Annotated in this window: 20 protein-coding genes and 1 pseudogene; 8 read left to right on the forward strand and 13 right to left on the reverse strand. The window is 62.0% G+C overall.

The genetic code is table 11. From position 1 onward, the window contains the following. Positions 1-18: 18 nt before the first annotated feature. The 13 genes and pseudogenes from D8U73_RS29695 to D8U73_RS21645 form a co-directional block, all read right to left on the reverse strand. Positions 19-2,193, reverse strand: coding sequence for a LuxR C-terminal-related transcriptional regulator (locus D8U73_RS29695; RefSeq protein WP_130905735.1), 2,175 nt, complete (start codon positions 2,191-2,193; stop codon positions 19-21). 136 nt (positions 2,194-2,329) lie between these two features. Further along, a complete protein-coding gene (locus tag D8U73_RS21590) occupies positions 2,330-3,697 on the reverse strand; it encodes a DUF1329 domain-containing protein (RefSeq protein ID WP_130905736.1) in 1,368 nt (455 codons plus the stop codon). A gap of 26 nt (positions 3,698-3,723) precedes the next feature. Beyond that, the gene (locus tag D8U73_RS21595) at positions 3,724-5,556 is read right to left on the reverse strand and encodes a DUF1302 domain-containing protein (protein WP_056856561.1); all 1,833 of its coding nucleotides are present in this window, start codon (positions 5,554-5,556) and stop codon (positions 3,724-3,726) included. 167 nt (positions 5,557-5,723) lie between these two features. Then, positions 5,724-6,512: a crotonase/enoyl-CoA hydratase family protein gene (locus D8U73_RS21600; RefSeq protein ID WP_130905737.1), complete on the reverse strand. Its 789-nt coding sequence runs from the start codon at positions 6,510-6,512 to the stop codon at positions 5,724-5,726. Positions 6,513-6,521: 9 nt separating this feature from the next. Continuing rightward, a complete protein-coding gene (locus D8U73_RS21605) occupies positions 6,522-7,523 on the reverse strand; it encodes an acyl-CoA dehydrogenase family protein (RefSeq protein ID WP_130905738.1) in 1,002 nt (333 codons plus the stop codon). Between the two features lie 21 nt (positions 7,524-7,544). Further along, entirely contained in the window at positions 7,545-8,702 is a 1,158-nt protein-coding gene (locus D8U73_RS21610) for an acyl-CoA dehydrogenase family protein (RefSeq protein WP_056856564.1), read from the reverse strand. Further along, positions 8,699-9,907, reverse strand: coding sequence for a lipid-transfer protein (locus tag D8U73_RS21615; RefSeq protein WP_130905739.1), 1,209 nt, complete (start codon positions 9,905-9,907; stop codon positions 8,699-8,701). The genes D8U73_RS21610 and D8U73_RS21615 overlap by 4 nt, the downstream gene beginning before the upstream one ends. Before the next feature lie 31 nt (positions 9,908-9,938). Beyond that, entirely contained in the window at positions 9,939-11,078 is a 1,140-nt protein-coding gene (locus D8U73_RS21620; protein WP_130905740.1) for an acyl-CoA dehydrogenase family protein, read from the reverse strand. A gap of 186 nt (positions 11,079-11,264) precedes the next feature. Further along, on the reverse strand, positions 11,265-12,788 hold the full coding sequence (locus D8U73_RS21625) for a long-chain-fatty-acid--CoA ligase (protein ID WP_130905741.1): 1,524 nt from the start codon (positions 12,786-12,788) through the stop codon (positions 11,265-11,267). Further along, positions 12,779-13,195, reverse strand: a complete 417-nt coding sequence (locus D8U73_RS21630) for a PaaI family thioesterase (RefSeq protein ID WP_056856568.1) — start codon at positions 13,193-13,195, stop codon at positions 12,779-12,781. The genes D8U73_RS21625 and D8U73_RS21630 overlap by 10 nt, the downstream gene beginning before the upstream one ends. Continuing rightward, a pseudogene (locus D8U73_RS21635) lies at positions 13,195-14,754 on the reverse strand (long-chain fatty acid--CoA ligase); the annotation flags it as partial. The pseudogene D8U73_RS21635 and the gene D8U73_RS21630, both read right to left, overlap by 1 nt. A gap of 57 nt (positions 14,755-14,811) precedes the next feature. After that, positions 14,812-15,615, reverse strand: coding sequence for an enoyl-CoA hydratase-related protein (locus tag D8U73_RS21640; RefSeq protein WP_130905742.1), 804 nt, complete (start codon positions 15,613-15,615; stop codon positions 14,812-14,814). Between the two features lie 35 nt (positions 15,616-15,650). Beyond that, positions 15,651-16,805, reverse strand: a complete 1,155-nt coding sequence (locus D8U73_RS21645; RefSeq protein ID WP_130905743.1) for a CaiB/BaiF CoA-transferase family protein — start codon at positions 16,803-16,805, stop codon at positions 15,651-15,653. A gap of 197 nt (positions 16,806-17,002) precedes the next feature. Here D8U73_RS21645 and D8U73_RS21650 point away from each other — a divergent pair, with 197 nt between their 5' ends. The 8 genes from D8U73_RS21650 to D8U73_RS21685 all read left to right on the forward strand — a co-directional run bounded on the left by D8U73_RS21650 (position 17,003) and on the right by D8U73_RS21685 (position 25,624). Then, entirely contained in the window at positions 17,003-19,822 is a 2,820-nt protein-coding gene (locus D8U73_RS21650) for a LuxR C-terminal-related transcriptional regulator (RefSeq protein ID WP_130905744.1), read from the forward strand. A gap of 315 nt (positions 19,823-20,137) precedes the next feature. Beyond that, positions 20,138-21,238 carry an acyl-CoA dehydrogenase family protein gene (locus tag D8U73_RS21655; RefSeq protein WP_236708514.1) on the forward strand — a complete coding sequence of 367 codons (1,101 nt, stop codon included), beginning with the start codon at positions 20,138-20,140 and terminating at the stop codon, positions 21,236-21,238. Between the two features lie 29 nt (positions 21,239-21,267). Beyond that, positions 21,268-22,452, forward strand: coding sequence for a lipid-transfer protein (locus D8U73_RS21660; RefSeq protein ID WP_056856574.1), 1,185 nt, complete (start codon positions 21,268-21,270; stop codon positions 22,450-22,452). A gap of 29 nt (positions 22,453-22,481) precedes the next feature. Then, positions 22,482-22,922 (forward strand): MaoC family dehydratase N-terminal domain-containing protein, encoded by a 441-nt coding sequence (locus D8U73_RS21665; RefSeq protein ID WP_130905745.1) that lies wholly within the window; start codon positions 22,482-22,484, stop codon positions 22,920-22,922. A gap of 14 nt (positions 22,923-22,936) precedes the next feature. Next, positions 22,937-23,353: a MaoC family dehydratase gene (locus D8U73_RS21670; RefSeq protein ID WP_130905746.1), complete on the forward strand. Its 417-nt coding sequence runs from the start codon at positions 22,937-22,939 to the stop codon at positions 23,351-23,353. Between the two features lie 30 nt (positions 23,354-23,383). Further along, positions 23,384-24,208 (forward strand): SDR family oxidoreductase, encoded by an 825-nt coding sequence (locus D8U73_RS21675; RefSeq protein WP_056856577.1) that lies wholly within the window; start codon positions 23,384-23,386, stop codon positions 24,206-24,208. A gap of 139 nt (positions 24,209-24,347) precedes the next feature. Then, complete coding sequence (locus D8U73_RS21680; RefSeq protein WP_130905747.1) at positions 24,348-24,995, forward strand: TetR/AcrR family transcriptional regulator; 648 nt, start codon at positions 24,348-24,350, stop codon at positions 24,993-24,995. Next, on the forward strand, positions 24,992-25,624 hold the full coding sequence (locus tag D8U73_RS21685; RefSeq protein WP_130905748.1) for an SDR family NAD(P)-dependent oxidoreductase: 633 nt from the start codon (positions 24,992-24,994) through the stop codon (positions 25,622-25,624). Before D8U73_RS21680 ends, D8U73_RS21685 begins: the two co-directional genes overlap by 4 nt. Positions 25,625-25,701: the final 77 nt, after the last annotated feature.

A 25,701-nucleotide genomic window follows, 5' to 3' on the forward strand; every position in this document is an offset into this window, starting at 1 on the left:
CGTTTCAAGTGGTGTGGTTCAGGCCAGAATGCCCATGGCCTTGGCGCTGTTGATGGCCTGGGTGCGACGACAGGCGCCGAGCTTGACGTTGATGTTCTTGGCGTGGGTCTTGACGGTATTCACCGAAATGAACAGGCGATGGCCGACCTCGCGCACCGACATGCCCTCGGCAAGCAACTTGAGCACTGACACTTCGCGGGGTGTCAGACCGTCCTGATAATCCGGCATGCGTGCCACGGCGGGGACGTCAATGTCGGTCCCCTGATCGCGAAATCCATTGCGGTTTCTCTGCAACTCGATCGGACCCTGGTAGCAGGCGCTGTCGATCCTGCCCCAATGCATGCGTCGCTCGGCTTCACACAACAGCTGCTGCGCCTGTTCCTGGTCATGCCTGCGCGAAGCGATCTCGGACAGCAACAGGTAGGCATTGAGCACAAATGGCGCGCAACAATCGCGGACCTGCATCAGTCCCGCCTGCACCACTTGCTCGGCTTCATCGGCGCGGCCTTGCTGTAACAGCAACTCGCCTTGCAGGAACAGCAGCCGCCCGAGCAGTGGATAGGGCTGGGTTCTGCTGCCCGTCAGTTGCGCAAGTTCAGTGCGCAAGAGCGAATGCGCCAGCGCCGATTTTCCCTGAAGCAACAGCAACCGGACTCGATCTGTGTTCACCAGCACCTCGGCTTCGCGACTGCCCTGGCGCCTTGCAAGCTCCAGCGAGTGTTCCAGCAACACCTGGGCTTCGTTGAGTTCGCCGGTCTGCATGTCGATCCGTGCGAGGGTGCAATGACACAACAACACTGACAGCCAGTCCTGCACGGTCAGGTATCGCAGCGCTGCGTGGCAATGCAGGCGCGCCTGTTCGACGTTGCCGCGCAGGGTGTGCAGGGTGCCGTACAACGCCTGCCAGTTAGCCAGCAGGCGTTGATTGCGCTTGCGATCGGGCAGTGGGCAAAAACGCCCCAGCCGTTGCAGGCACTCCTCGGCCTCGTCCAGTCGACCACTGAACAGCAGCGCCTTGGCGCACAAATAGATCAGCCGCGAGCTGCTTTGCAGCAATTGCGGTTCGATACGCTCGCGCCAATCAATAAAGCGGTCCAGATGCCGTTCGCTGAGGATCCAGCTCAGCCACAAGCGCTCCATGTAGCTTGCGGCCACTTCTGGCTGATCAGCACTGAGTGCTTGCTCGACCGCATCGTCGACCTGCCCCAGTACGCCCAGCAACTGACAGGCGCGCAAGCGCAACCGATTCAACGGCACGCCGCTCAACCTGTCTTGCAGCGCCTGCGCCACGGCAGGCAACAACCGGAACCAACCGGGTTGGTGGTCGATCGGGACAAGAAAAACCTGGGCGTCGAGCAGACTTCTGAAGACCCTGGCGCCCTGCTGTTCTTCCCAGAGTTGCTGGCAGAGATCGGCGCTGGCCTTGGCCAAATGAGCCAGTCCGTAGAGGACTTCGCGCTGTTCGTCGTTCAGACGCGCCAGCAGTTCACGCTCGAGGTAGGCGCCGAGCAACGCAGACGGCAGCAGACGAACACCGGCGCACCACCCCGCCGTTTGATGCCACAGTTTTTCCCTGGACCTGATGTCCGCGGTCGGCATGAGCACACTGACCAGCGACTCGAATTCATCAGGTCGCAACGCCAATTGCCGGGCATCCAGCTCCAGCAATTGCCCGCCGAGCATCAGCTGCGGCAAGTTCCATTCGGGGCGTTGGCGGCAGGTGACCAGCACCTGCAAGCCCGGATTTCGCAGGGACAGGAGTTGGTCGAACCAGTGATTGAGGTTTGCCGGCATTTGCGCTGGCAAGTCATCGAAGACCAGGCGAAGTGTTGGATTTTCGCTGCCTGGACTGGCCCTATCACTGGTAGGCAAGCTCCCACAGTTGATCGCATTTCCCTGTGGGAGCTGGCTTGCCAGCGAAGACGGTTGAGCAGTCAGCAGGTCCCTTGAGTCGAGCAACGCCAGCAAGGCATCAGGCACCGTTTCGGGCGCCAAGCCAAGCTGACCGGCCAGCATCTCGCTCAAACCTTCCAGTGTTTGCGGCAAGCCACCCAGGCTCATCCATACCGCCTCACCGCGCAAATACTCGCGCAGCAATGCTGTTTTCCCATAACCGGCAGGCGCGCAAAGCAGTTGCAAGCGACACTGCTCGCGCTTGAGTACGTCGCACAGATGCGGCCGTGGCACAAACATGGCGGACCTCGCTGATGGTGTGAGGATGCCATCATTGGGCGAGCCGACTGTTTGCGCGCCACCCGCATCAGGTGGGGCCTGCCTGAAAGCACAACGCCCTGCGAACAGGGCGTTGGATTCAAGCCAGGGCCCGACGTCAGCGAATGCCGGCGTTACGCAGCGCCGATGGGGTGAAGTCGGTCATTTTCGCGGTCATGCCATAGGTCGTTGCATGTTTGGCCTGATTGGTCATGGCCAATACGTTGTAGCGACCCGCGATCAGGTCATAGATCCCGAGCATGGCGAAGTTGGAAGCGCCGCGCTCGTAGTCATTGATCGCATAGCCTTCGGCAACTCGCCACAGCTGTCCGCGACCATCGTAGTGATCGACCTCGGCAAGCTGCCAGGTGTCTTCGTCGAAGTACATGTCACGCTTGGCATATACATGGCGCTGGCCCGGTTTCAACGTGGCCTCGACATGCCACACGCGGTGCAACTCATAACGGGTCAGGTCCTGATTGATGTGCCCCGGCTTGATGATGTCGTCGTACTTCACTTTCGGCGACTGCAAGCGATAGTTGTTGTACGGGATGTACAGCTCCTTTTTGCCCACCAGCTTCCAGTCATAACGATCCGGCGCGCCGTTCATCATGTCGGTGTTGTCGGCGGTACGCATGCCGTCGGAGCCGTTGCCCGGCCCGTCGTAAGCCACTTGCGGTGCACGGCGTACGCGGCGCTGTCCGGCGTTGTAGACCCATGCCAGGCGCGGTTCCTTGACCTGATCGATGGTCTCGTGGATCAGGATCACACTGCCGGCCATGCGCGAAGGTGCGGTGATTTCCTGTTTGTAGTAGTACAGAACGTTGTCACCTGCCCCACCTTCGACCCCTTCCATCAGCTGCGGGAATGCCAGCTTGTCGTCGTACTCGACGATCGAGTACGACCCGTTGGCCTGCGGTGCAGCCTGAGCCGCCTGCCGCTCCATGTTGCCGCCGCGATAGCGGTTGGTGTGGTTCCAGTAAACCTCGACGCCATTCTTTGGAATCGGGAACGGGTAGTAACGGGTTTGCGTGAAGTTCTGCAGGCCATTACCGTCAGGTGTCAGCTCGGTGGTCACCGCGCTCTTTTTCGCAATGTCGTAAATGTTCTGCGGTGACGCCGCGGTGCGCTGAGTCTTGTACACCGGGATCCTGTAGCTGTCCGGATAGCGTTTGAACATCGCCAGTTGGCCCGGCGTCAGCTTGTCCTTGTACTGGTCGGCGTTGGCCGCGGTAATCACCATTAGTGGCTTGTCACCAGCGAAAGGATCGCCGAGAAAGCCATTCTCGAGTGCCGCCGCACCGGGCTTCAAACCACCGGCCCAGGCCGGAATGCTACCGTTGGCGTTACCTTCTTTCTGTGCGCCCAACGGTGTCAGCGTGGTGCCCAACTGGGCGGCTTCCTGGGGCGAAACGGCGGCCATTACAGCACTGGCCAGCAACGACAGACTCAGTGCGCCGGCGCGCAGAATAAAACGTGCGTTCATGTTCAGTTTCCTCTGGCAGGGTTGCATCAGAAATTCACGCCGAAGCTGAGCGCAACGTAGTCGCGATCGACGTTGGTATTGAAATCGCCACCGAAGTAATTGGTGTAACTGAGGCTGGCGTTGTAGGTGTTCAGGTAATCGGCATCTACCCCGACACTGACCGCTTTGGACCCTTCATCGAAGTTCGGACCGTAGCCGGACACGTCATGGGACCAGGCCAGGTTCGGCGACAGGTTGATGCCGGCGATCACGTTCTGGTAATCGAGCTTGCCGCGCAGGCGATAGCCCCAACTGTTGCTGGTATAGAAACCATCGTCGTTGCATTCCTGCGCCGGGTTACTGGCAGTCGGCGTGCCGGCGGCAGTGCCCAGGCAAGTAGCCGGTCCCGCTGCACCTTGCAGTTCGCCACTGCCAAAGGCCGGACTGCGACCGAAACGCAGGTCGGAACCGTCGGCCTTGCCCAGGCCGTTGATATGGTTGTAACCGACCTCACCCACCACAGTCAGGCGACTGGCACCGAGTACCTGGTCGAAGAACTGGGTCGCGGTGACCTGGGCCTGGGTCACTGGCATGCGCTTGTAGCCGTTGACCTCGGCGCCCAGATTGCGGCCGGCAAAACCGGTAGTGATCAGCGGCGAAGTTGCACCGAACGTCGCCGCAGACAGCAAATCAGCCGTGTTCAGTTGCAACGGCATGTTCGGCCGGTAGCTGACTTCGCCACCCAGCGATACGCCTGAAACGTTGGTCTGGAAGCTCAAGCCGTAAAGGCGAATGTCTTCCGGATAGTCGACGAAATAACGGACACTGCGCGCCGAAGTCACACCGCCAGCGGCACTGCTCATCTGATTGATGCTCAGGTAAGGATTGCGGCTGTGGTAGTTCATTGCGTAGGCACCGAACTCGGTGTCGTTCGCCTCCGGCACGTACCAGCGCAGGGCCAGGCCATACTGTCCGCTGTCGCGCGCATCGTTATCTTTCAGACGTGGAATAAAGGCGTCGTCGGTCCCTGCCGCGACGGCAGCCAGACCGCCGGTGTTGCGTGCCGCACCCGGTGGCAAATCCAGCCCGGCAACCACCAGGCGGTCGTTACAACCTTGCGGTACGCCGTCATTGCCGAAGAACGTGCCGCAGTTGTCGACCACCGACTTGTCCCACTCCAGCTGATAAAACGCTTCGGCGGTAATGTTATCGGCCAGCCCCTGGGACACGTAGAGCAAGTTGACCGGAATCAGGCCTTCCTTCACTTCCGCGCCCGGACGACGCAGGGCTGCGACGTCGATCGGGTTGATGCTGTTGATCGAGTTGCCGATAAATGTACTTTCGCCCCAGCTCACCACTTGTTTGCCCAAGCGAACGTTGCCGACCTGATCACCGATGTTGTAGTTGTGGTAGACGAAGCTGTCGAGGAACATCGCCCCGGACGATTTCGCCGCGCGATCACGTCCCGAGTCGTTGATGTCATAGAACGGACGGCTCTCGTCCATCAGTTCAAAGTCATACCAATATTTGCCACGCACGAATGCGCCGCTGTCTGCGTACTTGAGCTCCAGGTCGTGCACGCCTTTGAAGATCTTCGAGAAGGTCTCCCCTTTCTTGAAGTTCAGGCGGTTGTCATCGGTCGTCCGCGACGAGGACTCGCCGCCAGTGACACCTTGGGAGTTGAAGTTGGAAATGAACTGCTTGTCCGGGTCGGCCGTCGACCAACTGGCCCCTACCGACAGCGACGAGTCAAACGTCCCTTGAATCTCCCCGATGTTGAAATCCACAGCATGAGCCTGATTGCTCGCGCAGGTGGCAACCATCACAGCGACGGCCAGCAGACTTGGCTGAAAGACTCCGCGCATTGTTGTTTTTGTCATGCGGTTTCCCCGATTAAGGATGACGTGGTGAGAGCCCATGCTAGCGAGGCTCCCGGGATGCCCTCACACCCGAATGGGTGATTTGAAGGACGTGTTTCTTGCACTTTTCATTGCCGCGTAACGACCCGTTTCGAGATGCGCTCGACGGGCGTTACGCCTGGTGACACTTACCCGGTGAAAGTCGGGGAGCGCTTTTCGATGAACGCCGTTACCGCCTCCCGGTGATCGGCCGTCTGGTGCGACAGCACCTGGAAGGTCGCCGACATTTCCAGCAGCGTGTCGAGTCGCGTATGCAAGGCTTCGCGCAACAACCGTTTGGCCAGACGCACGGCGTGGGGTGGGTTGGCAGCGATCGCCGCGGCAATTTCCCTGGCGCTGTCCAACAGTTGCCCGGCCGGGACGACGCGGGACACCAGGTTCCATTGCTCGGCCTGGCGGGCATCGATCGTTTGCCCGGTCAGGGTCAGTTCGGTGGCCCGCGACAAGCCGATGATGCGCGGCAACAACCACGCACCGCCGTCGCCGGGAATGATCCCGAGCTTGACGAAGCTTTCAGCAAACCTGGCCTGCTCGGATGCCACGCGGATGTCGCACATGCAGGCCAGATCGAGGCCTGCACCAATGGCGGCGCCGTTGACCGCGGCGATGACTGGCACTTCCAGATTGAACAGCGCCAGTGGCAGTCGTTGAATGCCGGTGCGGTACTCCTGACGCAACTGCATGCCCGACATCTGCGCGTATCGGTCCATGTCGCGAACGTTGCCGCCGGAGCAAAACGCGCTGCCTGCGCCCGTGATGATGACCGCGCGCACACTGCTGTCGCGCTCGATCCGTTCGATGGCTTCGAGGAACTCGGGAACAGCGCTATTGCCCGTCAAAGGGTTGCGGCGCTCGGGGTCGTTCATCGTCAGGGTGACGACATGCCCCTGTTGTTCGTACTTCAGAAACTCACTCATGGGGTGTCCTCAAGCAGTTTGTGACTGGGTAACAGTGCGCACGAATTCACTGGCGGTAACCTTCGGTTTCTCCAGCAATGCCTGGCCGACGATGTTGTTCCACCAGGTCTCCGAACCTTCGCTGACCCGCCATTGGTGCAGGCGCCGAGTGAACAGTTGCAGATCCAGCTCTTCGGTCACGCCGATAGCGCCGAACAATGCATGGGCAATGGCGGTCACCTGTGGAACGGCCATGCTGGTGCGGGCCTTGGCGATGGCCGCGGGAATCAAATCGGGCACCGGACGGTCGCCTGCAAAGGCCAGTTCGGCAGCAATTCGGGAAGCGGCCACCTGCTCCGCCATGACGCTGAGCTGATGCTGGACCGCCTGGAATTTGCCGATGGCCTTGCCGAACTGGGTCCGGTCATTGCAGTACTCAAGCGTCATGCCGAGCACCTTCTCCATCGCGCCGGCAATGGACGCTGCATGGATGGCAGCGTTAAACAGGCGAGCCTCTTGTCCCTTGCCTCCAAGAGACACGCCGCCGGCGTCCTGCGGCCAATACAGCGTGGCGCACTGGCTGCCATGCACACCGTCGGGCTCGCGCCGTGCCTGACTGCAGTCAAGCAACAACAACTCGCCCTGCAGGTTCACCAAGGCAAAATCGGCAAGGGTGCCGTAGGCCAGGCGCGGTACGCACAAGCCATCATCGGCCTGCCGGAAAGCCGCACCCGCCAGGGTCAACATGCCGTTCGGCGGTGCATGCGGGCAGTCACGCATCAGTGCCCGTGCGGCAATGCTTTGGGCTACCGGAAGCGGCAGTGCATGACGGCCGAAAGCGAGGAAAATCGGGAACAACGACTCCAGTGTCAGCCCCGCGCCGTCCGCCACTTCCGGGGTCAACAACTCGAGAAACCCGCCGTTCTCCAATGCGCTCCATAGCGCCGTGGCGCGGTCGCCGTTTTCAACCGCGCGAACCAGCGCCGGGGTGCACAAGTCAGTCAGTATTTTCTCAATGGCTTCAGTGAACATGACGATGTTTCCTATTCGATATCAGCGCAGGCCAAGGCCACGGGCAATCATGCCGCGCAGGATTTCCCGGGTGCCGCCGCGCAACGAAAAAGTCGGCGCGACCTGGTTCAGGTAGGCGACGGTGCGGTACAGCTCATCGTCAATCGGAGCATCCGGATTCGCGCTGATGGCTGCGGCAATAGCGGCCGGAATCGATTGTTCGAATTCGGTACCGATGTCCTTGACCAACGCCGCTTCCACCACCGGACTCTGCCCTTGGGCGAGCAATGACGTCAGCGCCACCGATAAATTGCGCAGGCTGGTCAGTTGCGTAAGGAAACCGCCGAGCAACGCTGTCTCGGCGACGCTGGCACCGTTGCGGCGCAGGGTCTCTGCCCACAGGTCGAGCAGCACCACGCTGGAATAGAAGCGCTCGGGCCCGCTGCGCTCGAACGCCAGTTCGGCATTGACCTGTTTCCAGCCACTGCCCTCCTCGCCCACCAGCGCGTCCTCACCCAGCAGCACATCGTCGAACGCCACTTCGGAAAAATGCGCATCCCCGGCGAGGTCAACAATGGGCCGTACGCTGATGCCCGGTTGCTTGAGATCGATGATGAATTGCGACAGCCCGTTATGGCGGTCTTCCGGCGAACCGCTGGTGCGCACCAAAGCGATCATGTAATCGGCATGGTGGGCATTGGTGGTCCAGATCTTGCGACCGCTCAGGCGCCACCCGCCTTCGCAACGGCTGGCCCGACTGCGCACACTGGCCAGGTCGGAGCCTGAGTTGGGTTCGCTCATGCCGATGCAGAAAAACGCTTGTCCGGCACAGATGCGCGGCAGGTAAAAATCTTTCTGTGCGTTGCTGCCGAACTTCAGGATCAACGGCCCGCTCTGGCGGTCAGCGATCCAGTGCGCCGCCACCGGGGCACCGGCCGACAGCAACTCTTCGACCAACACAAAGCGGCTGAAGGCATCGAGCCCGGCGCCACCGTAGGATTCGGGCAAGGTCAGACCGACCCAGCCACGCTGTGCCAGTTTGCGACTGAAGGCGGCGTCGAAACCGGTCCAGCTGCGTGCCCGCACATCGGCCGCAACCATTGGCAGGTGCTCGGCCAGAAAGCTTTTGACTTCGGCCCGAAAGGCCTGCGCGTGGTCGGGCAACGCGGTCAAGCGGAAGGCGTCGAGCAGGCTGCTCACTGGGCACCCCCGTTGACTTTGCCGTACAGCGTCACCACGCACGCCCCACCCAGACCGAGGTTATGCGCCATGGCCAGGCGTGCGCCCTCGACCTGTCGCTGATCGGCGTTGCCGCGCAATTGCTGGGTCAACTCGTAGCACTGCGCCAGACCGGTGGCGCCCAGTGGGTGGCCCTTGGAAAGCAGGCCACCGGATGGGTTGACGACAATTTGTCCGCCGTAGGTGTTGTCGCCGTCCATGACGAATTTTTCCGCGCCGCCTTCGGGGCAAAACCCCAGCGACTCGTAGCAGATCACTTCGTTCTGGGCGAAGCAGTCGTGCAGCTCGCAGACATCGATGTCTTGTGGTCCGACGCCCGCCTTTTCGTACACCTGGCCGACGGCGGCATCGGTCATGTGCGTGCCGACCCAATCGAGCATTGACGGTTTTTCGAAGTTGAAGGATTGCGGCGTGTCCGTGGTCATCGCCTGGGCGACGATTTCCACGTCACGACGCAAGCCATGCTTTTTCGCGAAACGTTCGGAGACCAGAATCGCCGCCGCGCCACCGCAGGTCGGCGGACATGCCATCAGACGGGTCATGACGCCTGGCAGGATTACCGGGTCGTTCATCACGTCTTCGACACTCAGCACCTTGCGAAACAAAGCGAGCGGGTTGTTGGCGGCATGACGGCTGGCCTTGGCGCGTACCGCGGCGAAGGTTTCCATCTTGCAGCCGTATTTGTCCATGTACTCGCGCCCGGCACCGCCAAAGGTACGGATGGCCTGCGGCATGCCCTCCATATCGGCGGTCAGGCCACGCAGAATCGGCAGGAAACGCTCGCGGGTCGGCGGGCGGTCGTCCCAATGGGATTTCAAAGCGCCGGCCTGCATTTGTTCGAAGCCGACCGCCAGCACGCAATCGGCAGAACCGGATTCAATGGCCTTGCGCGCCAGGAACAGCGCAGTGGAGCCGGTCGAGCAATTGTTGTTGACGTTGATCACCGGAATCCCGGTCATGCCGATTTCGTACAGCACGGTCTGACCGCAGGTGGAGTCGCCATAGACGTAACCGGCGTAAGCCTCCTGGATCAGGCTGTAATCGATCGCCGCATCGGCCAGGGCGAGACGTATCGCTTCGGCCCCCATCTGCACGTAGGTCGGGCTGTCGCTGGGCTTGCGGAACGGGATCATGCCGACGCCGGCAACCAGTACTTTTTCGCTCATGGTGTCACCTGGAAGAATGAGGGGGAAAGGATCACAACTGGCGCGCGATGAGTTCGCGCAGCACTTCGCTGGTGCCACCGAAAACCCGGGTCACGCGCATGTCGACGAAGGCGCGGGCGATCGGGTACTCCATCATGTAGCCGTAACCTCCATGCAACTGGACCATGTCGTCGATGCACTTCCACAGGGTTTCAGTGGCCAGGAGCTTGGCGATGGCCGACTCCTGGACCGTGAGGCGACGACGCATGTGTTCGCCGATGTAGTGATCGATGGTCAGGCGCACGGCCGTGGCCTGGGCCTTGATGTCGGCGAGCTTGAATTTGGTGTTCTGGAAGTCCCAGACGGTCTGGTTGAACGCCTTGCGATCCTTCACGTACTCGACGGTCTGTTCCAGCAGGCGTTCGAGTTTGGCGGCGCTGTACAACGCGATCACCAGGCGCTCCTGCGGCAGCTCTTCCATCAGGTGCATGAAGCCTTTGTTTTCTTCACCGAGCAGGTTGCCCACCGGCACGCGCACGTTGTCGAAGAACAGCTCGGCGGTGTCGGCGGCATGCTGGCCGACCTTTTCCAGCTTGCGCCCGCGACGGAAACCTTCGCGGTCGCACTCGACCATGATCAGGCTGCAGCCCTTGGCGCCGGCACTCGGATCGGTCTTGCAGACGACCACCACCATGTCGCAGGTCAGGCCGTTGCTGATGAAGGTCTTGCTGCCATTGATCACCCATTCGTCGCCGTCACGCACGGCGGTGGTGCGGATCGCCTTGAGGTCCGAACCGGTGCCCGGTTCAGTCATCGCCACGGCCAGAACGGTTTCGCCGGTGCAGATTTTCGGCAGCCATTTGTGTTTCTGCTCTTCGGTGCCCAGACGCACGATATAGGGCGCGACGATGTCCGAATGCACACCCAGGCTCCAGCCCGAAACCCCGGCGCGGTACAGCTCTTCGATCAACACCGCAGAGTGACCGAAGTCACCGCCGCCACCGCCGTATTCGGTCGGCACGGTGAGGCACAGCAGATTGTGGCGGCCAGCCTTGAGCCAGGTTTCCCGGTCAACCTGCCCGGCCTCGTCCCACTGAGCCTGTTTGGGCAGGCATTCACGTTCGAAAAAACGCCGCGCAGTTTCACGCAGCATTTCGTGGTCTTCACGGTAGACGGTACGGTTGATATGCATCGGGCTCTCCAGTGGGTTGCCAGGCAAGGCTTGCGCCTGGTTCGTGAGTCCACTGTATTGACGCGGGCGAGTGGTGCAGCCACCCGGATCGGGTAGCGATTGCGCGATGACTGGAGAAGCGAAATTCACGCAACAACGCAATACCCTGTGGGAGCCAGCTCGCTCCCACAGGGGTTCAGGGTGTGGTTATTTGCGCAGTTCGCGCTTGAGCACTTTGCCCGCAGCCGACAGCGGCAGTTCGGCGCGGAATTCGACGGTTTTCGGGCATTTGTAGGGCGCGATGAACTCGCGGCAGTATCGACGCAATTGTTCTTCGTCGACCTGCGCATCAGGCTTGCGCACCACGACCGCGTGCACCGCCTCACCCCATTGTTCATGGGGAATGCCGATCACCGCGCACAGCGCCACGGCCGGGTGCCGGGCCAGGACGTTTTCGACTTCCGCCGAGTAAACATTTTCGCCGCCGCTGACGATCATGTCCTTGAGGCGGTCGACGATGAACAGGTAGCCCTGTTCGTCCATGTATGCGGCGTCACCGGTGTACAACCATCCGTCACGCAATGCCTTGGCGGTTTCTTCGGGTCTGTTCCAATAGCCCTGCATGATGTTCGGCCCACGCACGATGATCTCGCCGACCGTGCCACGCGCAACCTCCCGGCCTTGCGGATCGACGATCTTCACATAGACCCCCAACCCGCCACGCCCGACCGAGCGCGACAAACCACGCTTGCGCGCGTCCGGCGTGTGGTTCCAGGGCAGATTGCTCGACACCACCGGGCACGCTTCAGTCAGCCCGTAGGAATGGGAAAGTTCGATATCCGGAAGCCTGGCCAACACGTGCTCGACCATTTCACCGGCGCTGGGAGACGCGCCGTAGGTCAGTCGCCTCAAGCTGCTGAGGTCACGCCGAGCAAAGTCTGGATGGGCCAGCAGCGCGAGAATCATGGTCGGCACCAGCAGCGTTTCGGTGATCTGTTCACGCTCGATCACCTGCAGCACTTCACCCGCGTCGAAACTCGCCACCAGCACATGGCTTTCACCGGCCAGCAACTGAATCAGCGCCCACGCCATGCCGGCGACATGGAACAGCGGCGCCACATGCAACAGTCGACCGTCACGGATTGGCGGCATGTCAACCATGCGCGGCATGCATGCCGACCACAGGTTCAGGTGCGATTGCATGACGCCCTTGGGAAACCCGGTGGTACCGCCGGTGTACATGATGCAGGCAAGGTCTTCACCCCCGCGTCCGGCATCTTCGACCGGTGCCGCCTGTGCCAGCAGTTGCTCGAAACCGAGCATGCCCACCGGCACCTGGCCCTCCCCGGCGTAGATGAAGCGCGGCGCGTGGCGGGCGCTCTTGCGGATGTTCTCGGCCAACGCGGCGAAGTGCTCATCGACGATCAGAATCCCGGTCGCACAATCGTCCAGCGAAAAGACGATCTCCGGCACACTCCAGCGCGTGTTGATCGGGTTGAGCACGCCACCGCCCCACCAGACGCCCATGATGTACTCCAGATAACGGTCGCTGTTGAGTGCCAGCATGCCAACCCGGTCACCCGCTTGCATTCCCAGCTGTTGCAAGGCGCCCGCCAGGCGAGCCACGCGCTCACCAAACTGGCGGTAGGTCTGACGCCGATCACCGAATACCGTCGCAAGCTGATGCGGATTTTGCTGCAGGGTGCGTTGCAGGCATTGGGTCATGTACATGGTGTCTGGCCTTTCCAGGTGGTGAAGACGCCATTGGCACGCAGGACCAGACGCTCGCCGACCTTCAACAGGCAGCAGGCGCTTAAAAACGTGCCGCTGCTCTTGAGCACTTGCACATGCGCCTCGAGCCAGTCGCCTTCGCGCACCGGGCCGAGGTAATCGACATTCAGATTGACCGTCACCGCCACCGACTGCGACACCGAATGGCGCCGCAGAATCACGCCGAACGCGCTGTCAGCGACGGTGGCGAGGAAGCCGCCGTGGGCGATGCGCACGTAATTGAGGTGCTGCGGTTCCAGGCGCACCGCCAGGATCGGCAGCACTTCATGCAAATAAAATTCGCCACAGCTGCGCAGGAACCCCGAGCGTTGTTCCAGCGCGGTGAAGCCCTCGGGGATCGTCGCCATCAGCTCACCCCTCGATCCTTGCCAGCCCAAAACGGCTCACGCAGATCGCGCTTGAGCACTTTGCCGGCACCGGACAGCGGCAACGCGGCGCGGAACTCAACCGATTTCGGCGTCTTGTAGCCGGCGATCTGCCGTCGGCAATGTTCGATAATCTCTGTGCCAGGCACTTCGTGATCGGGCTTGAGCACGATCACTGCGTGCACCGCTTCGCCCCATTGCGCGCAAGGAATGCCGATCACTGCACAGGCGGCGACGGCCGGATGACTGGAAATCGCGCTCTCGACTTCACCGGAGTAAACGTTCTCGCCACCGCTGACGATCATGTCCTTGAAGCGGTCGACGATGTAGATGTAACCGTCGTCGTCCATGTAGGCGCCGTCGCCGGTGTGCATCCAGCCGCCACGCAAAGCCTTGGCGGTTTCCTCGGGTTTGTTCCAGTAACCGAGCATGATGTTCGGGCCACGCACCAACACTTCGCCCACCGTACCGCGCGGCACTTCGTTGTCATGCTCGTCGACGATGCGCACGGTCACGCCCAGCCCGGGGCGCCCCGCCGAACGCAGTCGGCCATTGGCGATACCTTCGGGGCCGTGATTTTCCGGACCGTTCGCTGAAATCGGCGGTGCGGCTTCGGTCATGCCGTAACCCTGGGTGAACTCGACATTCGGCAAGGCCTTGAGGGCCAGTTCCAGCAACGGCACGGCTATCGGCGACGCACCGTAGGTCAGGCTGCGCAGGCAACTGAGGTCATGGCGAGAGAATTGCGGGTGCATGATCAAGGCCTGGATCATGGTCGGCACGATCAGAATGTCAGTGATGCGCTCGCGCTCGATGGTTTGCATCACGTTCAGCGGGTCGAAGGCGGGGACGAAAATGCTCGGCAACCCCAGCAACGAGATCAGGATCACCCGCGACAGCGCTGCAAGGTGGAACATCGGCGCGATGTGCAGGGTCAGTGCATCGGCCGGCACCGGAACATCGGCGGCACGCGCGACGGCGGCGGTCCACAGGTTCATGTGTGACTGCATCACGCCCTTTGGCAGGCCGGTGGTGCCGCCGGTGTACATGATGCTCGCCAGGTCGTCGCCGCCACGAAAGGCATCGTCCACCGGCTCGGCATCGGCAATCAGCTGCTCGTAGGACAACATGCCGTCAGGCGTCGGGCCTTCGCCGATATGGATCAGCAGTGGCCGCACCCTGGCGCTGCCGGCAATGCTTTGGGCCATCGCCAGGAATGTGTCGTCGATCATCAGGATCCGCGTGTCGCAGTCGTCCAGCGAATAGACGATTTCCGCCACGCTCCAGCGAATGTTGACCGGGTTGACCACGCCACCGCCCCACCAGGTGGCCAGGTAATACTCGAGAAAGCGGTCTGAGTTCAGACCGAGCAGGCCCACACGGTCGCCGGTGTGCATGCCCAGTTGCTGCAAGGCGCCAGCCAGGCGAGCGACGCGCTCGGCCAACTGTGCGTAGGTGTGGCGCCGGTCACGAAAGACCGTGGCGAGGGCATGAGGGCGTTGCTGCAAGACACGGTGCAGTCCTTGGGTCAGATACATGGTCGTTTCCTGTGAATTATTGTTGTCAGGCCGGGACGAATGCGAGGGTGAAGAACGCCGTCAGGCGCCGGTGTATTTGGGGACGCGCTGTTCGTTGCTGGCCGCACGCCCTTCGGCGTGGTCCTTGCTATCGCGCAATAGCCCCCAATGAAGATGAGCCAGGGTGACGAAGTCGCGGGGGGATAAATGCGCGGTCTGCAGCGCCAGACGCTTGATCGACTGCACCGCCAGCGGACCGTTGGCAGCGATTGATTCGGCCAGGGTCAAGGCCGCCGACAGCAGTTGCTCCCGGGGCAGCAGGTCGACGATCAGGCCGATGCGCAAGGCTTCCTGCGCGCTGATCGGCTCGCCGGTCAGGGCCATTTTCATCGCGTGGGCGGCGGGCACCGTCCGCAGCAGGTACTGCACACCACCCGCGGCCGGAATGCTCGCATCGCGCACTTCGGGCAAACCGAAGGTGGCGCCGTGCGCAGCAAGACGCAGATCACATTGCAATGCCAGTTCAAGACCGCCCCCGAGGCAAGCACCATTGACCGCCGCAATCAGTGGCTTCCAGACCTCAAGATCAGTGAGATCGAACAAACGTGTGTAACCACCCTCTTCGGCTTCAGTCTCGCGGCTCTTCATGGCGCTGGCGATGTGACCGACTGTCGACAGCGACGATTCCTTCTGGCTCGCACCGCAGCAAAACGCGCGATCTCCGGCACCGGTGAGCACGATGACCCGCACCTGCTCATCATCCTGGCAAGCCACCAGTGTCTTGCGCAGGTGCATCAGCTCGCTGACGGTCAGTGCGTTGTTCGACGGTTGCGCATCGAGCGTGATCAGCGCCACGTGATCGATGATCTTGAACTGAATGGCCATGGACTAACCTCTTCGTTGTTTTTATGGGTGGGAGGTCAGGCCTTGAAGCCCAGGCCAAGCGCATGCAGACGCTCGATGGCGAGGTTGTCGAAACCCCAGTCACGCAGCGCATCGTGCCCGTGTTCGCCGCGTTGCGGCGCCGTTCGTGGCGGGGCCGAGGGCGTGCCGAGAAAACGCGGGGCCGGCACTGGCTGGACCACGCCGTCAACCTCAATGAAGCTGCCACGGGCCACGCTGTGCGGGTGTTCGGCGGCTTCGGCCAGGCCCAGCACCGGCACCACGCAGGCGTCGCTGCGGGCAAACGCTTCGGCCCAATCTGCCCGGGTACGGCTGAGGAAAGCTGCGGTAAACGCCTCACGCAAGCGCGGCCAACCGGCGCGATCGTGCTGCCCCGGCAGATCGGCGTTTGCCAGCCCGAGAATCTCCAGCATGTCGGCGTAGAAGCGCGCCTCGATCGGCCCGATCGACATGTGCTGGCCGTCGAGGGTTTGGTAGGTGTCGTACCAGGGCGCACCGCCATCGAGCAGGTTGCTGCCACGCTGCTCGGTCCAGTGACCGCCGGCCAACAGGCCCCAGATCACCGAGCCCAACTGCGCCGCGCCTTCGGTCATGGCGGCATCGACCACCTGTCCCGCCCCGCCACGCTGCACGTTAACCAGCGCCGCCAGCACGCCCATGGCCAGCAGCATGCCGCCACCGCCGTAATCGCCGACCAGGTTCAAGGGCGGCACTGGTCGACCACCGGCCGGACCAATGGTGGACAGCACGCCCGACAACGCGATGTAGTTCAGGTCGTGGCCGGCACGGTCGGCCATCGGCCCGGTCTGGCCCCAACCGGTCATGCGTGCGTAAACCAACTGCGGGTTACGCGCCAACACCACCTCCGGGCCCAGGCCCAGGCGCTCCATGGTGCCGGGACGGAAACCTTCGATCAGCACGTCGGCGCGCTCGATCAGCTCCAGCGCGGCGGCGACACTTTCCGGGCGTTTCAGATCCAGAGTGACCGAGCGGCGGTTGCGGCCGGTGATGTCAGCGCGCTTGCCTTCAAATTTCGGCCCCAGGTCGCTGGCCTTGACCGGACGGTCGATACGCACCACGTCGGCGCCCATGTCCGCCAGCAGCATGGTGCCGAAAGGCGCCGGGCCGATGGCCTCAAATTCAACTACTCGAATGCCGCTCAGTACGCCCATTGCCGCCGCTCCTTGTTCTGACGGAGCGCCAGTCAGCACCCCTATTTTGTGCCATCCAGTAAATCAATCCGTTATCCGGGGACCACCACCCGCATCGGGTGGCGAATGCCAAACACAGGGTCATGACTGCCCGGTGGTGCGTTACACTCCTGTGGATTCAATGCAATCCCATAACAAAAAAAGATTCGGACAGCCCCATGGACAAACCCCGCAAGTCCAATGCCCTGGACACGCCCGCCCGCCTGGTCTTGAATCCGACTCAGTCGCCGATCGTCAGCACCAAACTGATTCCGCCGCGCAGTGCCGGACGCCTGATTTCCCGCGAGCGCCTGCAAGATCAGATGCTCAAGGCCCGCCGCCAGCGCTGCATCGTGCTCAAGGGGCCGGCAGGCTGCGGCAAGACCTCGACGTTGATTGCCTGGCGTCAGGCGCTGCTGCCGCTGGGCTTCGATGTGGCCTGGTTGACCCTGTCTGCCGACGACAACGAATTGACCCGTTTCCTCGATTATTTGCTGGCCAGCCTCGGCCAGGTTAACCCTGTGCTTGTTCACGAGGCCACCCAGCTGGAAGGTCGCGGGATCGACAGCGAAGCGGTGGAACGTACGGTCATCACCCTGGTGCGCAGCATTGCCAGCCGTTCGCGGGAATTGGTGCTGGTGCTCGATGACCTGCACCATTTGACCGATGTCGGCATTCACCAGGCCTTGCAATGGCTGATCGACTACGCCCCGGCCAATCTGCATCTGGCCCTGGTATCGCGCAGTGCCGTGCCGTTGTCGCTGGCGCGGTTGCGCAGCCAGGAACTGGTGCTGGACCTGAACCTGCGGGATTTGCGCTTCACGGCCACCGAATCGGAACAGTTTCTCAAGGCACAACTGGGCGATATCAGCGCCCAGGAGGCCAAGCGCATGCATGAGCTGACCGACGGTTGGGTGGCCGGGCTGCAACTGCTCGCGGTCAGTCGCAAGAAAAACCGCTCGCTCGTCACGTCCATCGACCAGACACAAATGCGCGACGACCAGGCGTTCGCGAAGTTCTTTGAAGTCGAGGTGTTGTCCCACCTGTCGCCGACCGATCTCGACTTGATGTTGCTGATGGCGGTCTGCAACCGCTTTTGCGCCTCATTGTGCGCCGCCCTCAGCGGCAACCCGGAAGCGGTGCGCGAGGCCAACGCCTTGCTGGCGCGACTGGAACGGGACAACCTGTTCCTGATTCCGGTAGACAGTGCCGCGCCGGAAACCTGGTATCGCCTGCACCCGCTGCTGCGCGAAACCCTGCTCAAGTATTTCGATTCGCGCAGCCCGGCCGAACAACAGGCGGTGCACGCCCGCGCATGGGCCTGGTTTCGTGATCACCAGCATCTGGATGAGGCGGTGCACCATGCGGTGATGGCCGGCGCCCCGGATGCCGCCGCCGACCTGGTGCAGCAACATGCTGAAGCGCTGTATGCCCATGGCGACCTGCGGATGTTGATCGAACTGGTTCGCCTGCTGCCTGTCGAGCAAGTGCAGGCGCGGGTGAAACTGCGCATTCTCAAGGCGCGGATGCAACTCTATGCCAGGGATTTCGTGGCCTGCGCCAATAGCCTTGATCAGTTGTTCCTCGACGTGCCCGAAGCTGACGTCCACGATCGATTCATGATCGCGATCCTGCGGGCCTCACTGGCGCTGCAACGGGATGACACCGATGCGGCGATGACCGTCCTGCCGCAATTGCTCGATCCGCCGCCAGGCAGCAACAGTGTCGCCCTTGGCTCATGCGCCAACATCCTTTCCTGGCTCTACATGCACCGGGGTGAATACGAGAAGGCGCGTCAGGTGCAACTCGAGCGCCCCCTGCTGCTGATCAATGGCGAACCGCTGCTGGGCACCACCGCCGGCAGCCTTCAGGGCCGCTGCATGATTGGCTTGAGCCATGCCCTCGAAGGCCAGATGAAGCAGGCCGAGCGGGTGTATCGGGATGTGATGCATGAGGCCGCACACTGTGGCAAGGCCGGCGCCGATGCAACCTACCTCTCCGCCGCGTTGCTGGGTGAGGTGCTGTACGAAACCAATGACGTCGATGCTGCCTTCAAGCTCTTGTCGGGATGGGTCGATATTCTCGAGCGGATTTCCATTCCGGATTCGGTGTTGCGTGTGTTGCAGGTGCTGTGGAACGTGCAATGGCTGGCGGGCAATCATCAGGAAGCCCTGGCCTATGTCGAACGGCTCGATGAGTACGCCATCAAACTCGGTCTGGAACGCCTGCAAGCCTACTGCCTGACCTGGCAGGTGCGATGGCTGATGATTCTCGGAGAGCACTCGCAGGCCCGGACCAAACTGGCGCGCCTTGAAGCCATCGATGCGCGCCACCCGGATGCCGGGCACAGTGCACTCAAGGAAATCCACATCCTGGCCGAGAATGCGCGGGCGCGCTGGCAAATTCAGCAGGGCGACCTGGACGGTGCGTTGAAACGCATCGAGCAACTGATCGAAACCTGTGAACGGCACCGCCGTCAGTTGGGCACCGTTCGCCTGTTGGTGTTAAGCGCAGTGATCGAGTCTCAGCGCGGCAATACCGATGCCGCCCGTGATCACGTCATGGAAGCACTGCGCCGCGGTCAACGCTTCGGCCTGTTACGCAGCTTGCTCGACGCCCACCCCGATGCGTTGATGCTGATCTCGGACATCGCCAGCAAAGAAACCCTGGACCCACTGCTTGCCTTTTACGTCGAGCGCCTGCAGGCGGCGCAGGTCACTGCGCCCGCCGTGCCAGGCGACAAACCCTCCCCGCCCCCGACAAACAAGCCTCTCGCCAGCGGCATGGAGCCCCTGAGCGAACGGGAAATCGAAGTGGTGCGCTTGCTCGCCCAGGCCCTGCCCAACAAAAAAATCGCCCGTGCTCTGGGGCTGTCTCCGGAAACCGTGAAATGGCACCTGAGCCATATCTACAGCAAACTCGGGGTCAACAGCCGCGACGAAGCGGTGGCGCGGGTGCGGGATCTCGAATCCCAGGAAAATGCCGCAAGCCGACACTGAATCCTGCAGGAGCGAGCCGGCTCCGGGCGGCGTTCCGACGATGGGCGTGAACGATGACCCGCCATGCCTGAATGATCGCGATGTCCGGGCGTTATTCGCGAGCTGGCTCGCTCCTACAGGGGCTTGGGCTGCTTTCTGATTTTCCTCCCGCCACCCACCTCGGGTGGCGTTCCGGCCAGCCCCCGACCCTATCGTAACCCTCAGTTCAAAGGCGCAGCTCGCGCCTTGCATCAGCGCCCGGCCCAGGCCGGGCCCGTGATCATTGAGGAGTCTTGCGTGCATATCGCCCGAACCGTTTTCCGCGACGACCATGAGATGTTTCGCACCACCGTGCGGCGTTTTTTCGAGCGCGAATGCCTGCCGCGCCAGGCAGCCTGGGACAAGGCCGGTCAGGTCGACCGGGAAACTTGGCTCAAGGCCGGGCGCGAAGGCTTGCTGGGCATCACCCTGCCCCCCGAGTACGGTGGAGGCGGCGGGGATTTCGGCCACTGTGCAGTGTTCAACGAAGAGTTCGCCCGGGCTGGCGTGAGCGGTGCTTACTTCAGCATGCACTCCGACGTCATTGCTCCTTATATCAATCGTTGCGGCAACGAAGAACAGAAACAGAAATGGCTGCCGGGCATTTGCTCCGGCGAGACCATCCTGGCGATCGCCATGACCGAACCCGGCACCGGCAGCGACCTCAAGGCTGTGCGTACCACCGCCGTGCGCGACGGTGACGAATACGTCATCAATGGCAGCAAGACCTTTATCAGCAACGGCCTGACCGCCGATCTGGTGATTGTCGTGTGCAAGACCGATCCGTCCGCGGGCGCCAAGGGCATCAGCCTGATCGCCGTGGAAGCCAGCCGTGCCGGCTTCAAGCGCGGGCGCAAGCTGGAGAAGGTCGGCCAGGCTGCAGCCGATACCGCCGAGCTGTTCTTCGACAATGTCCGCGTGCCAGTGGGCAATCGCCTTGGTGAAGAAGGCCTGGGCTTCACCTATCTGATGGGTGAACTGCCACAGGAGCGGTTCTCCATCGCCGTGTCCGCTGCCGCCAAGCTCGAGCGCCTGCTGGAGCAAACGCTCGAGTACGTGAAGGACCGCAAAGCGTTCAACCAGACCGTATGGGACTTCCAGAACAGCAAGTTCAAACTCGCCGACATCAAGGCCCAGGCCACCGCCATGCGCGTGATGGTCGACTACTACCTGGGCGAGCACATGCGCCGGCGCCTGACCCTCGAAGAAGCGGCGATCGCCAAGCTCTACACCACCGAAACCCTGTGGAAATGCATCGACGACATGGTCCAGCTGCATGGCGGCTACGGCTACATGATGGAGTACCCGATCGCCCGAGCGTTCGTCGACTGCCGCGTCAATCGCATCTACGGCGGAACCAGCGAAGTCATGCGCGAACTGATTGCGCGCAAGCTCTGATCCTCAAAAACAAAAAAAGGAAATACACGATGAGCCATAAGGTATTCGTTGCTGGCGTCGGCATGATCCAGTTCAAGAAACCGGGGACCAACGAGCCCTACGATGTCATGGGTGAACAGGCGATCCGCCAGGCCCTGGCTGACTCGGGCGTGGACTTCGCTGACATCCAGCAGGCCTACGCCGGCTACGTCTACGGCGACTCAACCTGCGGTCAGAAAGCCTTGTACCGCGTGGGCATGACCGGCATCCCGCTGATTAACGTCAACAACAACTGCGCCACCGGTTCCAGCGCCCTGTTCCTCGCCCGTCAGGCCGTGGCCAGCGGCGCCGTGGACTGCGCCCTGGCGTTTGGTTTCGAACACATGAACCCGGGCGCGTTGAAATCTGCCTGGCCCGATCGCGCACCGGCCACTGAGCGTGCCTTGGTGTTGGCCAACGAACTGATCGGCATGCCTGACCTGCCCAATGCCATCCGCCAGTTCGGCGGCGCCGGCTACGCGCACATGCAAAAGTACGGCACCCGACTGGAAACCTTCGCCAAGATCCGCGCCAAGGCCAGCCGTCATGCGGCCAATAACCCGCTGGCGGTGTTCCGCAACGTGGTGAGCGCCGAAGAAGTCATGGCCGCGCCGATGCTGTGGGAAGGCGTGATGACCCGCCTGATGGCCTGCCCGCCGACCTGTGGCGCTGCTGCCGCCATCGTGGTGTCCGAGGCCTTCGCGAAAAAACACGGCCTGCGCACCGACGTGTTGATGGCCGGCCAGGCCCTGACCACTGACCTGCCGAGCACCTACGACACCAAGGACATGATCCGCGTGGTCGGTTTCGACATGACGCGCATGGCTGCCGACATCGCCTACAACCAGGCCGGTATTGGCCCACAAGACATCGACGTGATCGAGTTGCACGACTGCTTCGCGCAGAACGAATTGCTGACCTACGAAGGCCTGGGCCTGTGTGCCGAAGGCGCAGGCGAGCAATTGGTCAACGACGGCGACAACACCTACGGCGGCAAATGGGTCACCAACCCGTCCGGTGGCTTGCTCTCCAAAGGACATCCGCTGGGCGCCACCGGCCTGGCCCAGTGCTACGAACTGACCCATCAACTGCGCGGTACCGCCGAGCAACGTCAGGTGCAGAACGCGCGAATTGCGGTGCAGCACAACCTCGGCCTGGGCGGCGCCTGCGTGGTGACCGTGTACCAGAAGAACTGACGCGGCCAGCAATCCAGGGAGACATTTCGATGATCGACAAGAAACACATCGGCAGACAACTGCCCACCTTCCTCGTCAACGCCGAAGCAGGTCAATTGCGCTTCTTCGCCAAGGCCACCGGGGAAACCAACCCGATCTACTTCGACGAGCAAGCTGCACGTGATGCCGGCCACCCCAACCTGCCACTGCCGCCGACCTTTCTGTTCTCGCTGGAGTTCCAGATTCCGTCGAACGCCTGGCGTGACGAACTGGGCATCGTCACCGCGCGCATCCTGCACGGTGAAGAATCCTTCCGCTACCACCGTATGGCCTACGCCGGCGACACGTTGCGCTTCGAGGTGCGCATCGCCGACATCTACGACAAGAAAGGCGGTGCCCTGGAATTCGTGGTGCGCGAAACCCGAGTCACCAATCAGCACGGTGAGCACGTCGCGGATCTGCGCAGCGTGCTCGTGCAGCGCAACAGCTGAAGCGGAGAACACTGATGAACGCCATAAGCCTGGAAAAAATCAACATCGGCGACACCCTACCGCCACTGGCCCTGCCACCGATCAACCGCACCACCCTGACTCTGTTTGCCGGTGCGTCGGGTGATCACAACGCCATTCACATCGACACCGATTACGCGCGCCGGGCGGGCATGCCCGATGTGTTCGCCCACGGCATGTTGTCGATGGCCTACCTCGGTCGCCTGCTGACCCAATGGGTCGACCAGCGCCATTTGCGCGAGTTCGGCGTGCGCTTTCTTGGCATCACCCACCTGGGTCACCAGATCACCTGCAGCGGCACTGTCGTCGACCGCTTCGAGGTCGAGGGCGAGCAACGGATCAAGGTCGAAGTGCGCACCACCAATCAATACGGCGAGACCAAGATCGTTGGCGACGCCGTGATCGCTCTCTAAACAAAACCGATAACTGAGGAGCAACACCCCATGGCAAAACTCGAAGGCAAAGTTGCACTGGTCACCGGCTCCGGTCGTGGCATCGGCCAGCAAATCGCCCTGAAACTGGCGAGCGAAGGCGCGCGCATCGTGATCAACGACCTGGACGCCGATCCGGCCCACGAGACCGCTGAAATAATCCGCAAACTGGGTGGCGAAGCTGCCGTGTGCCACGGCAACGTCAGCGCCCCGGACTTCGGCGACCGCTACGTCAAGACCGCAATGGACAACTTCGGCGCCATCGACATCATCGTCAACAACGCCGGCTACACCTGGGACGACGTGATCCAGAAGATGACGGACGAGCAGTGGTACGCGATCCTCGATTGCCACATGACCGCGCCGTTCCGCATCCTGCGTGCCGCCTACCCGATCATCAAGGCGCAAGCCCAGGCCGATGCGGCAGCCGAGCGTGAAGTGTTCCGCAAAGTGGTGAACATCTCCTCGGTTTCGGCCCTCAAAGGCAACGCCGGGCAGATGAACTACTCCTCGGCCAAGGCCGGTGTCCTCGGCATGACCCGAGCGCTGGCGCGTGAATGGGGCCGTTTCAAAGTCAACGTCAATGCCGTGGCATTCGGTTTCATCGAAACCCGCATGACCAGCGCCGATGCCCATGCCGGTGCGACTGTGAGCATCGAAGGTCGTGACATTCGTGTCGGCATCAGCCCGGAGGCGGCCAAGTCGTTCAGTCAGCGCAACCCATTGGGTCGCCCGGGCACCGTGAAAGAGGCAGCCGACGCCGTGTACCTGTTCTGCTCGCCGGAGTCGAACTACATCACCGCGCAAACCATCGCTGTGGCCGGCGATCTGCAATAACCGTAACTGCACTTGTAGGAGCGAGCCTGCTCGCGATGGTCGTCAACGATAACGCTGGCTGCCTGGCACCCCGCGGTGTCGCGGACATTTTCGCGAGCGGGCGCGCTCCTACAGGGACGCAGAAACGCAGGATCACACCATGAACATGACTGAAAGCAATATCCGCCTGGCCGCCATCAAACTGATCTCGCGCAATGGCTACGGTTCGATGAGTCTGCGTCAGCTTGCCAGCGAAGCAGGCATCAATGCCTCCACGCTGTACCTCTACTACAAAGGCAAAAACGAACTGCTGCTGGAGCTGATCCTCGAGTATTTCCAGGGAGTGTCCCGGGAGTGGGCGCGGCGTCGGCCGAAAAAGGCAGCGAGCGCCGATGTGAAATTGCTCGCCTTCATCGCCTGCCACGTACGCTATCATCTGGAACATCAGGACGAGGCGATGCTCGGCAATCTGGAGTTGCGCAGTCTCCCCGAAGAGGATCTGGAGCAGGTCCGCCAAGCCCGGCGCCAGTATTTGAAAGCCTTGCAGGAACTGCTCGAACAAGGGGTCAAGGAAGGTTCACTGAGCTGCGCCGAACCCAAGTTGATGGCGCGCACCCTGTTCAACATGCTGACCCATGCTTGCGTCTGGTACCGCACCGATGGCCGCTGGGACATCGATGCCGTCATCCGCCATTACTCGGTACTGGTAATGAAAATGCTCGGCGCCGCAACCATCCCGTCGCCTCGGGCGCCTGTGCCGCAAGCCATGATCACCCGCCGTGCCATGCCTGTGGAGGTGCGTCCATGAGCGATCTGATGCAGCCCTTTTCCATGACCGGCAAGACGGTGCTGGTGGCCGACGCCACCACTCGACTGGGCGCGCATTTCGCCCGGCTGATCAGCCGTGCCGGAGCGCGTGTGGCCCTCGGTGGGCAACACCCGGCGCAGTTGGAGCAACTGGCAGCGGATTTGCGCTGGGAAGGGGGCGAAGTCTTGATCATCAGCCTCGACAATGCCCGCCGGCCGAGTATCGAAGCCGCCCTGGACACCGTCCAGCAACGCTTTGGCAGCGTCGATGTGCTGATCAACAACAGCGCCGAGCGCGATCATGTTGCCTTGAACAATCACATCGTCCATTGCACCAGCCTGCACATGATCAGGGCCGAACGCGGAGGCAGCATCGTCAATATCGATCCGCCACCGCAGCCCATCAGCGAGCCTAACCCGTGCCTGCGCCCCAACAGCAGCCTGATCCGCATGAGCCGCGCCATGGCCCAGTCACTCACACCACACCGCATACGCATTAACGTCATAGCCCCAGGCCGAGACAAGGACGCCGGACTGCAGGAGCTCAATGGCCCCATGCTGTTGCTGGCCAGCGGCGCCGGGGCGAGCGTGACCGGTGCCGTGCTGCACATCGATAACCCGGGGCTCTGAGCGCGGTTTTCTTGTGGGAGCAACTGTCTTCCCCATGCCACTCGTCACCGCCTTCGCGAGCAAGCCCGCTCCCACAG

Origin of the sequence: Pseudomonas sp. Sample_22 (assembly GCF_004307635.1) — a bacterium.
GTDB lineage: Bacteria > Pseudomonadota > Gammaproteobacteria > Pseudomonadales > Pseudomonadaceae > Aquipseudomonas.

Excerpts from the sequence above, each read along its gene's own strand:
- D8U73_RS21600 (WP_130905737.1), bottom strand. The coding sequence starts at position 6,512 with ATGAGTGAGTTTCTGAAGTACGAACAACAGGGGCATGTCGTCACCCTG.
- D8U73_RS21675 (WP_056856577.1), top strand. The coding sequence starts at position 23,384 with ATGGCAAAACTCGAAGGCAAAGTTGCACTGGTCACCGGCTCCGGTCGT.
- D8U73_RS21595 (WP_056856561.1), bottom strand. The coding sequence starts at position 5,556 with ATGACAAAAACAACAATGCGCGGAGTCTTTCAGCCAAGTCTGCTGGCC.
- D8U73_RS21685 (WP_130905748.1), top strand. The coding sequence starts at position 24,992 with ATGAGCGATCTGATGCAGCCCTTTTCCATGACCGGCAAGACGGTGCTG.
- D8U73_RS21625 (WP_130905741.1), bottom strand. The coding sequence starts at position 12,788 with ATGTACATGACCCAATGCCTGCAACGCACCCTGCAGCAAAATCCGCAT.
- D8U73_RS21645 (WP_130905743.1), bottom strand. The coding sequence starts at position 16,805 with ATGGGCGTACTGAGCGGCATTCGAGTAGTTGAATTTGAGGCCATCGGC.
- D8U73_RS21630 (WP_056856568.1), bottom strand. The coding sequence starts at position 13,195 with ATGGCGACGATCCCCGAGGGCTTCACCGCGCTGGAACAACGCTCGGGG.
- D8U73_RS21650 (WP_130905744.1), top strand. The coding sequence starts at position 17,003 with ATGGACAAACCCCGCAAGTCCAATGCCCTGGACACGCCCGCCCGCCTG.
- D8U73_RS21655 (WP_236708514.1), top strand. The coding sequence starts at position 20,138 with ATGTTTCGCACCACCGTGCGGCGTTTTTTCGAGCGCGAATGCCTGCCG.
- D8U73_RS21665 (WP_130905745.1), top strand. The coding sequence starts at position 22,482 with ATGATCGACAAGAAACACATCGGCAGACAACTGCCCACCTTCCTCGTC.
- D8U73_RS21590 (WP_130905736.1), bottom strand. The coding sequence starts at position 3,697 with ATGAACGCACGTTTTATTCTGCGCGCCGGCGCACTGAGTCTGTCGTTG.
- D8U73_RS21660 (WP_056856574.1), top strand. The coding sequence starts at position 21,268 with ATGAGCCATAAGGTATTCGTTGCTGGCGTCGGCATGATCCAGTTCAAG.
- D8U73_RS21615 (WP_130905739.1), bottom strand. The coding sequence starts at position 9,907 with ATGAGCGAAAAAGTACTGGTTGCCGGCGTCGGCATGATCCCGTTCCGC.
- D8U73_RS21640 (WP_130905742.1), bottom strand. The coding sequence starts at position 15,615 with ATGGCCATTCAGTTCAAGATCATCGATCACGTGGCGCTGATCACGCTC.
- D8U73_RS21680 (WP_130905747.1), top strand. The coding sequence starts at position 24,348 with ATGAACATGACTGAAAGCAATATCCGCCTGGCCGCCATCAAACTGATC.
- D8U73_RS21670 (WP_130905746.1), top strand. The coding sequence starts at position 22,937 with ATGAACGCCATAAGCCTGGAAAAAATCAACATCGGCGACACCCTACCG.
- D8U73_RS21605 (WP_130905738.1), bottom strand. The coding sequence starts at position 7,523 with ATGTTCACTGAAGCCATTGAGAAAATACTGACTGACTTGTGCACCCCG.
- D8U73_RS29695 (WP_130905735.1), bottom strand. The coding sequence starts at position 2,193 with ATGTTTGTGCCACGGCCGCATCTGTGCGACGTACTCAAGCGCGAGCAG.
- D8U73_RS21620 (WP_130905740.1), bottom strand. The coding sequence starts at position 11,078 with ATGCATATCAACCGTACCGTCTACCGTGAAGACCACGAAATGCTGCGT.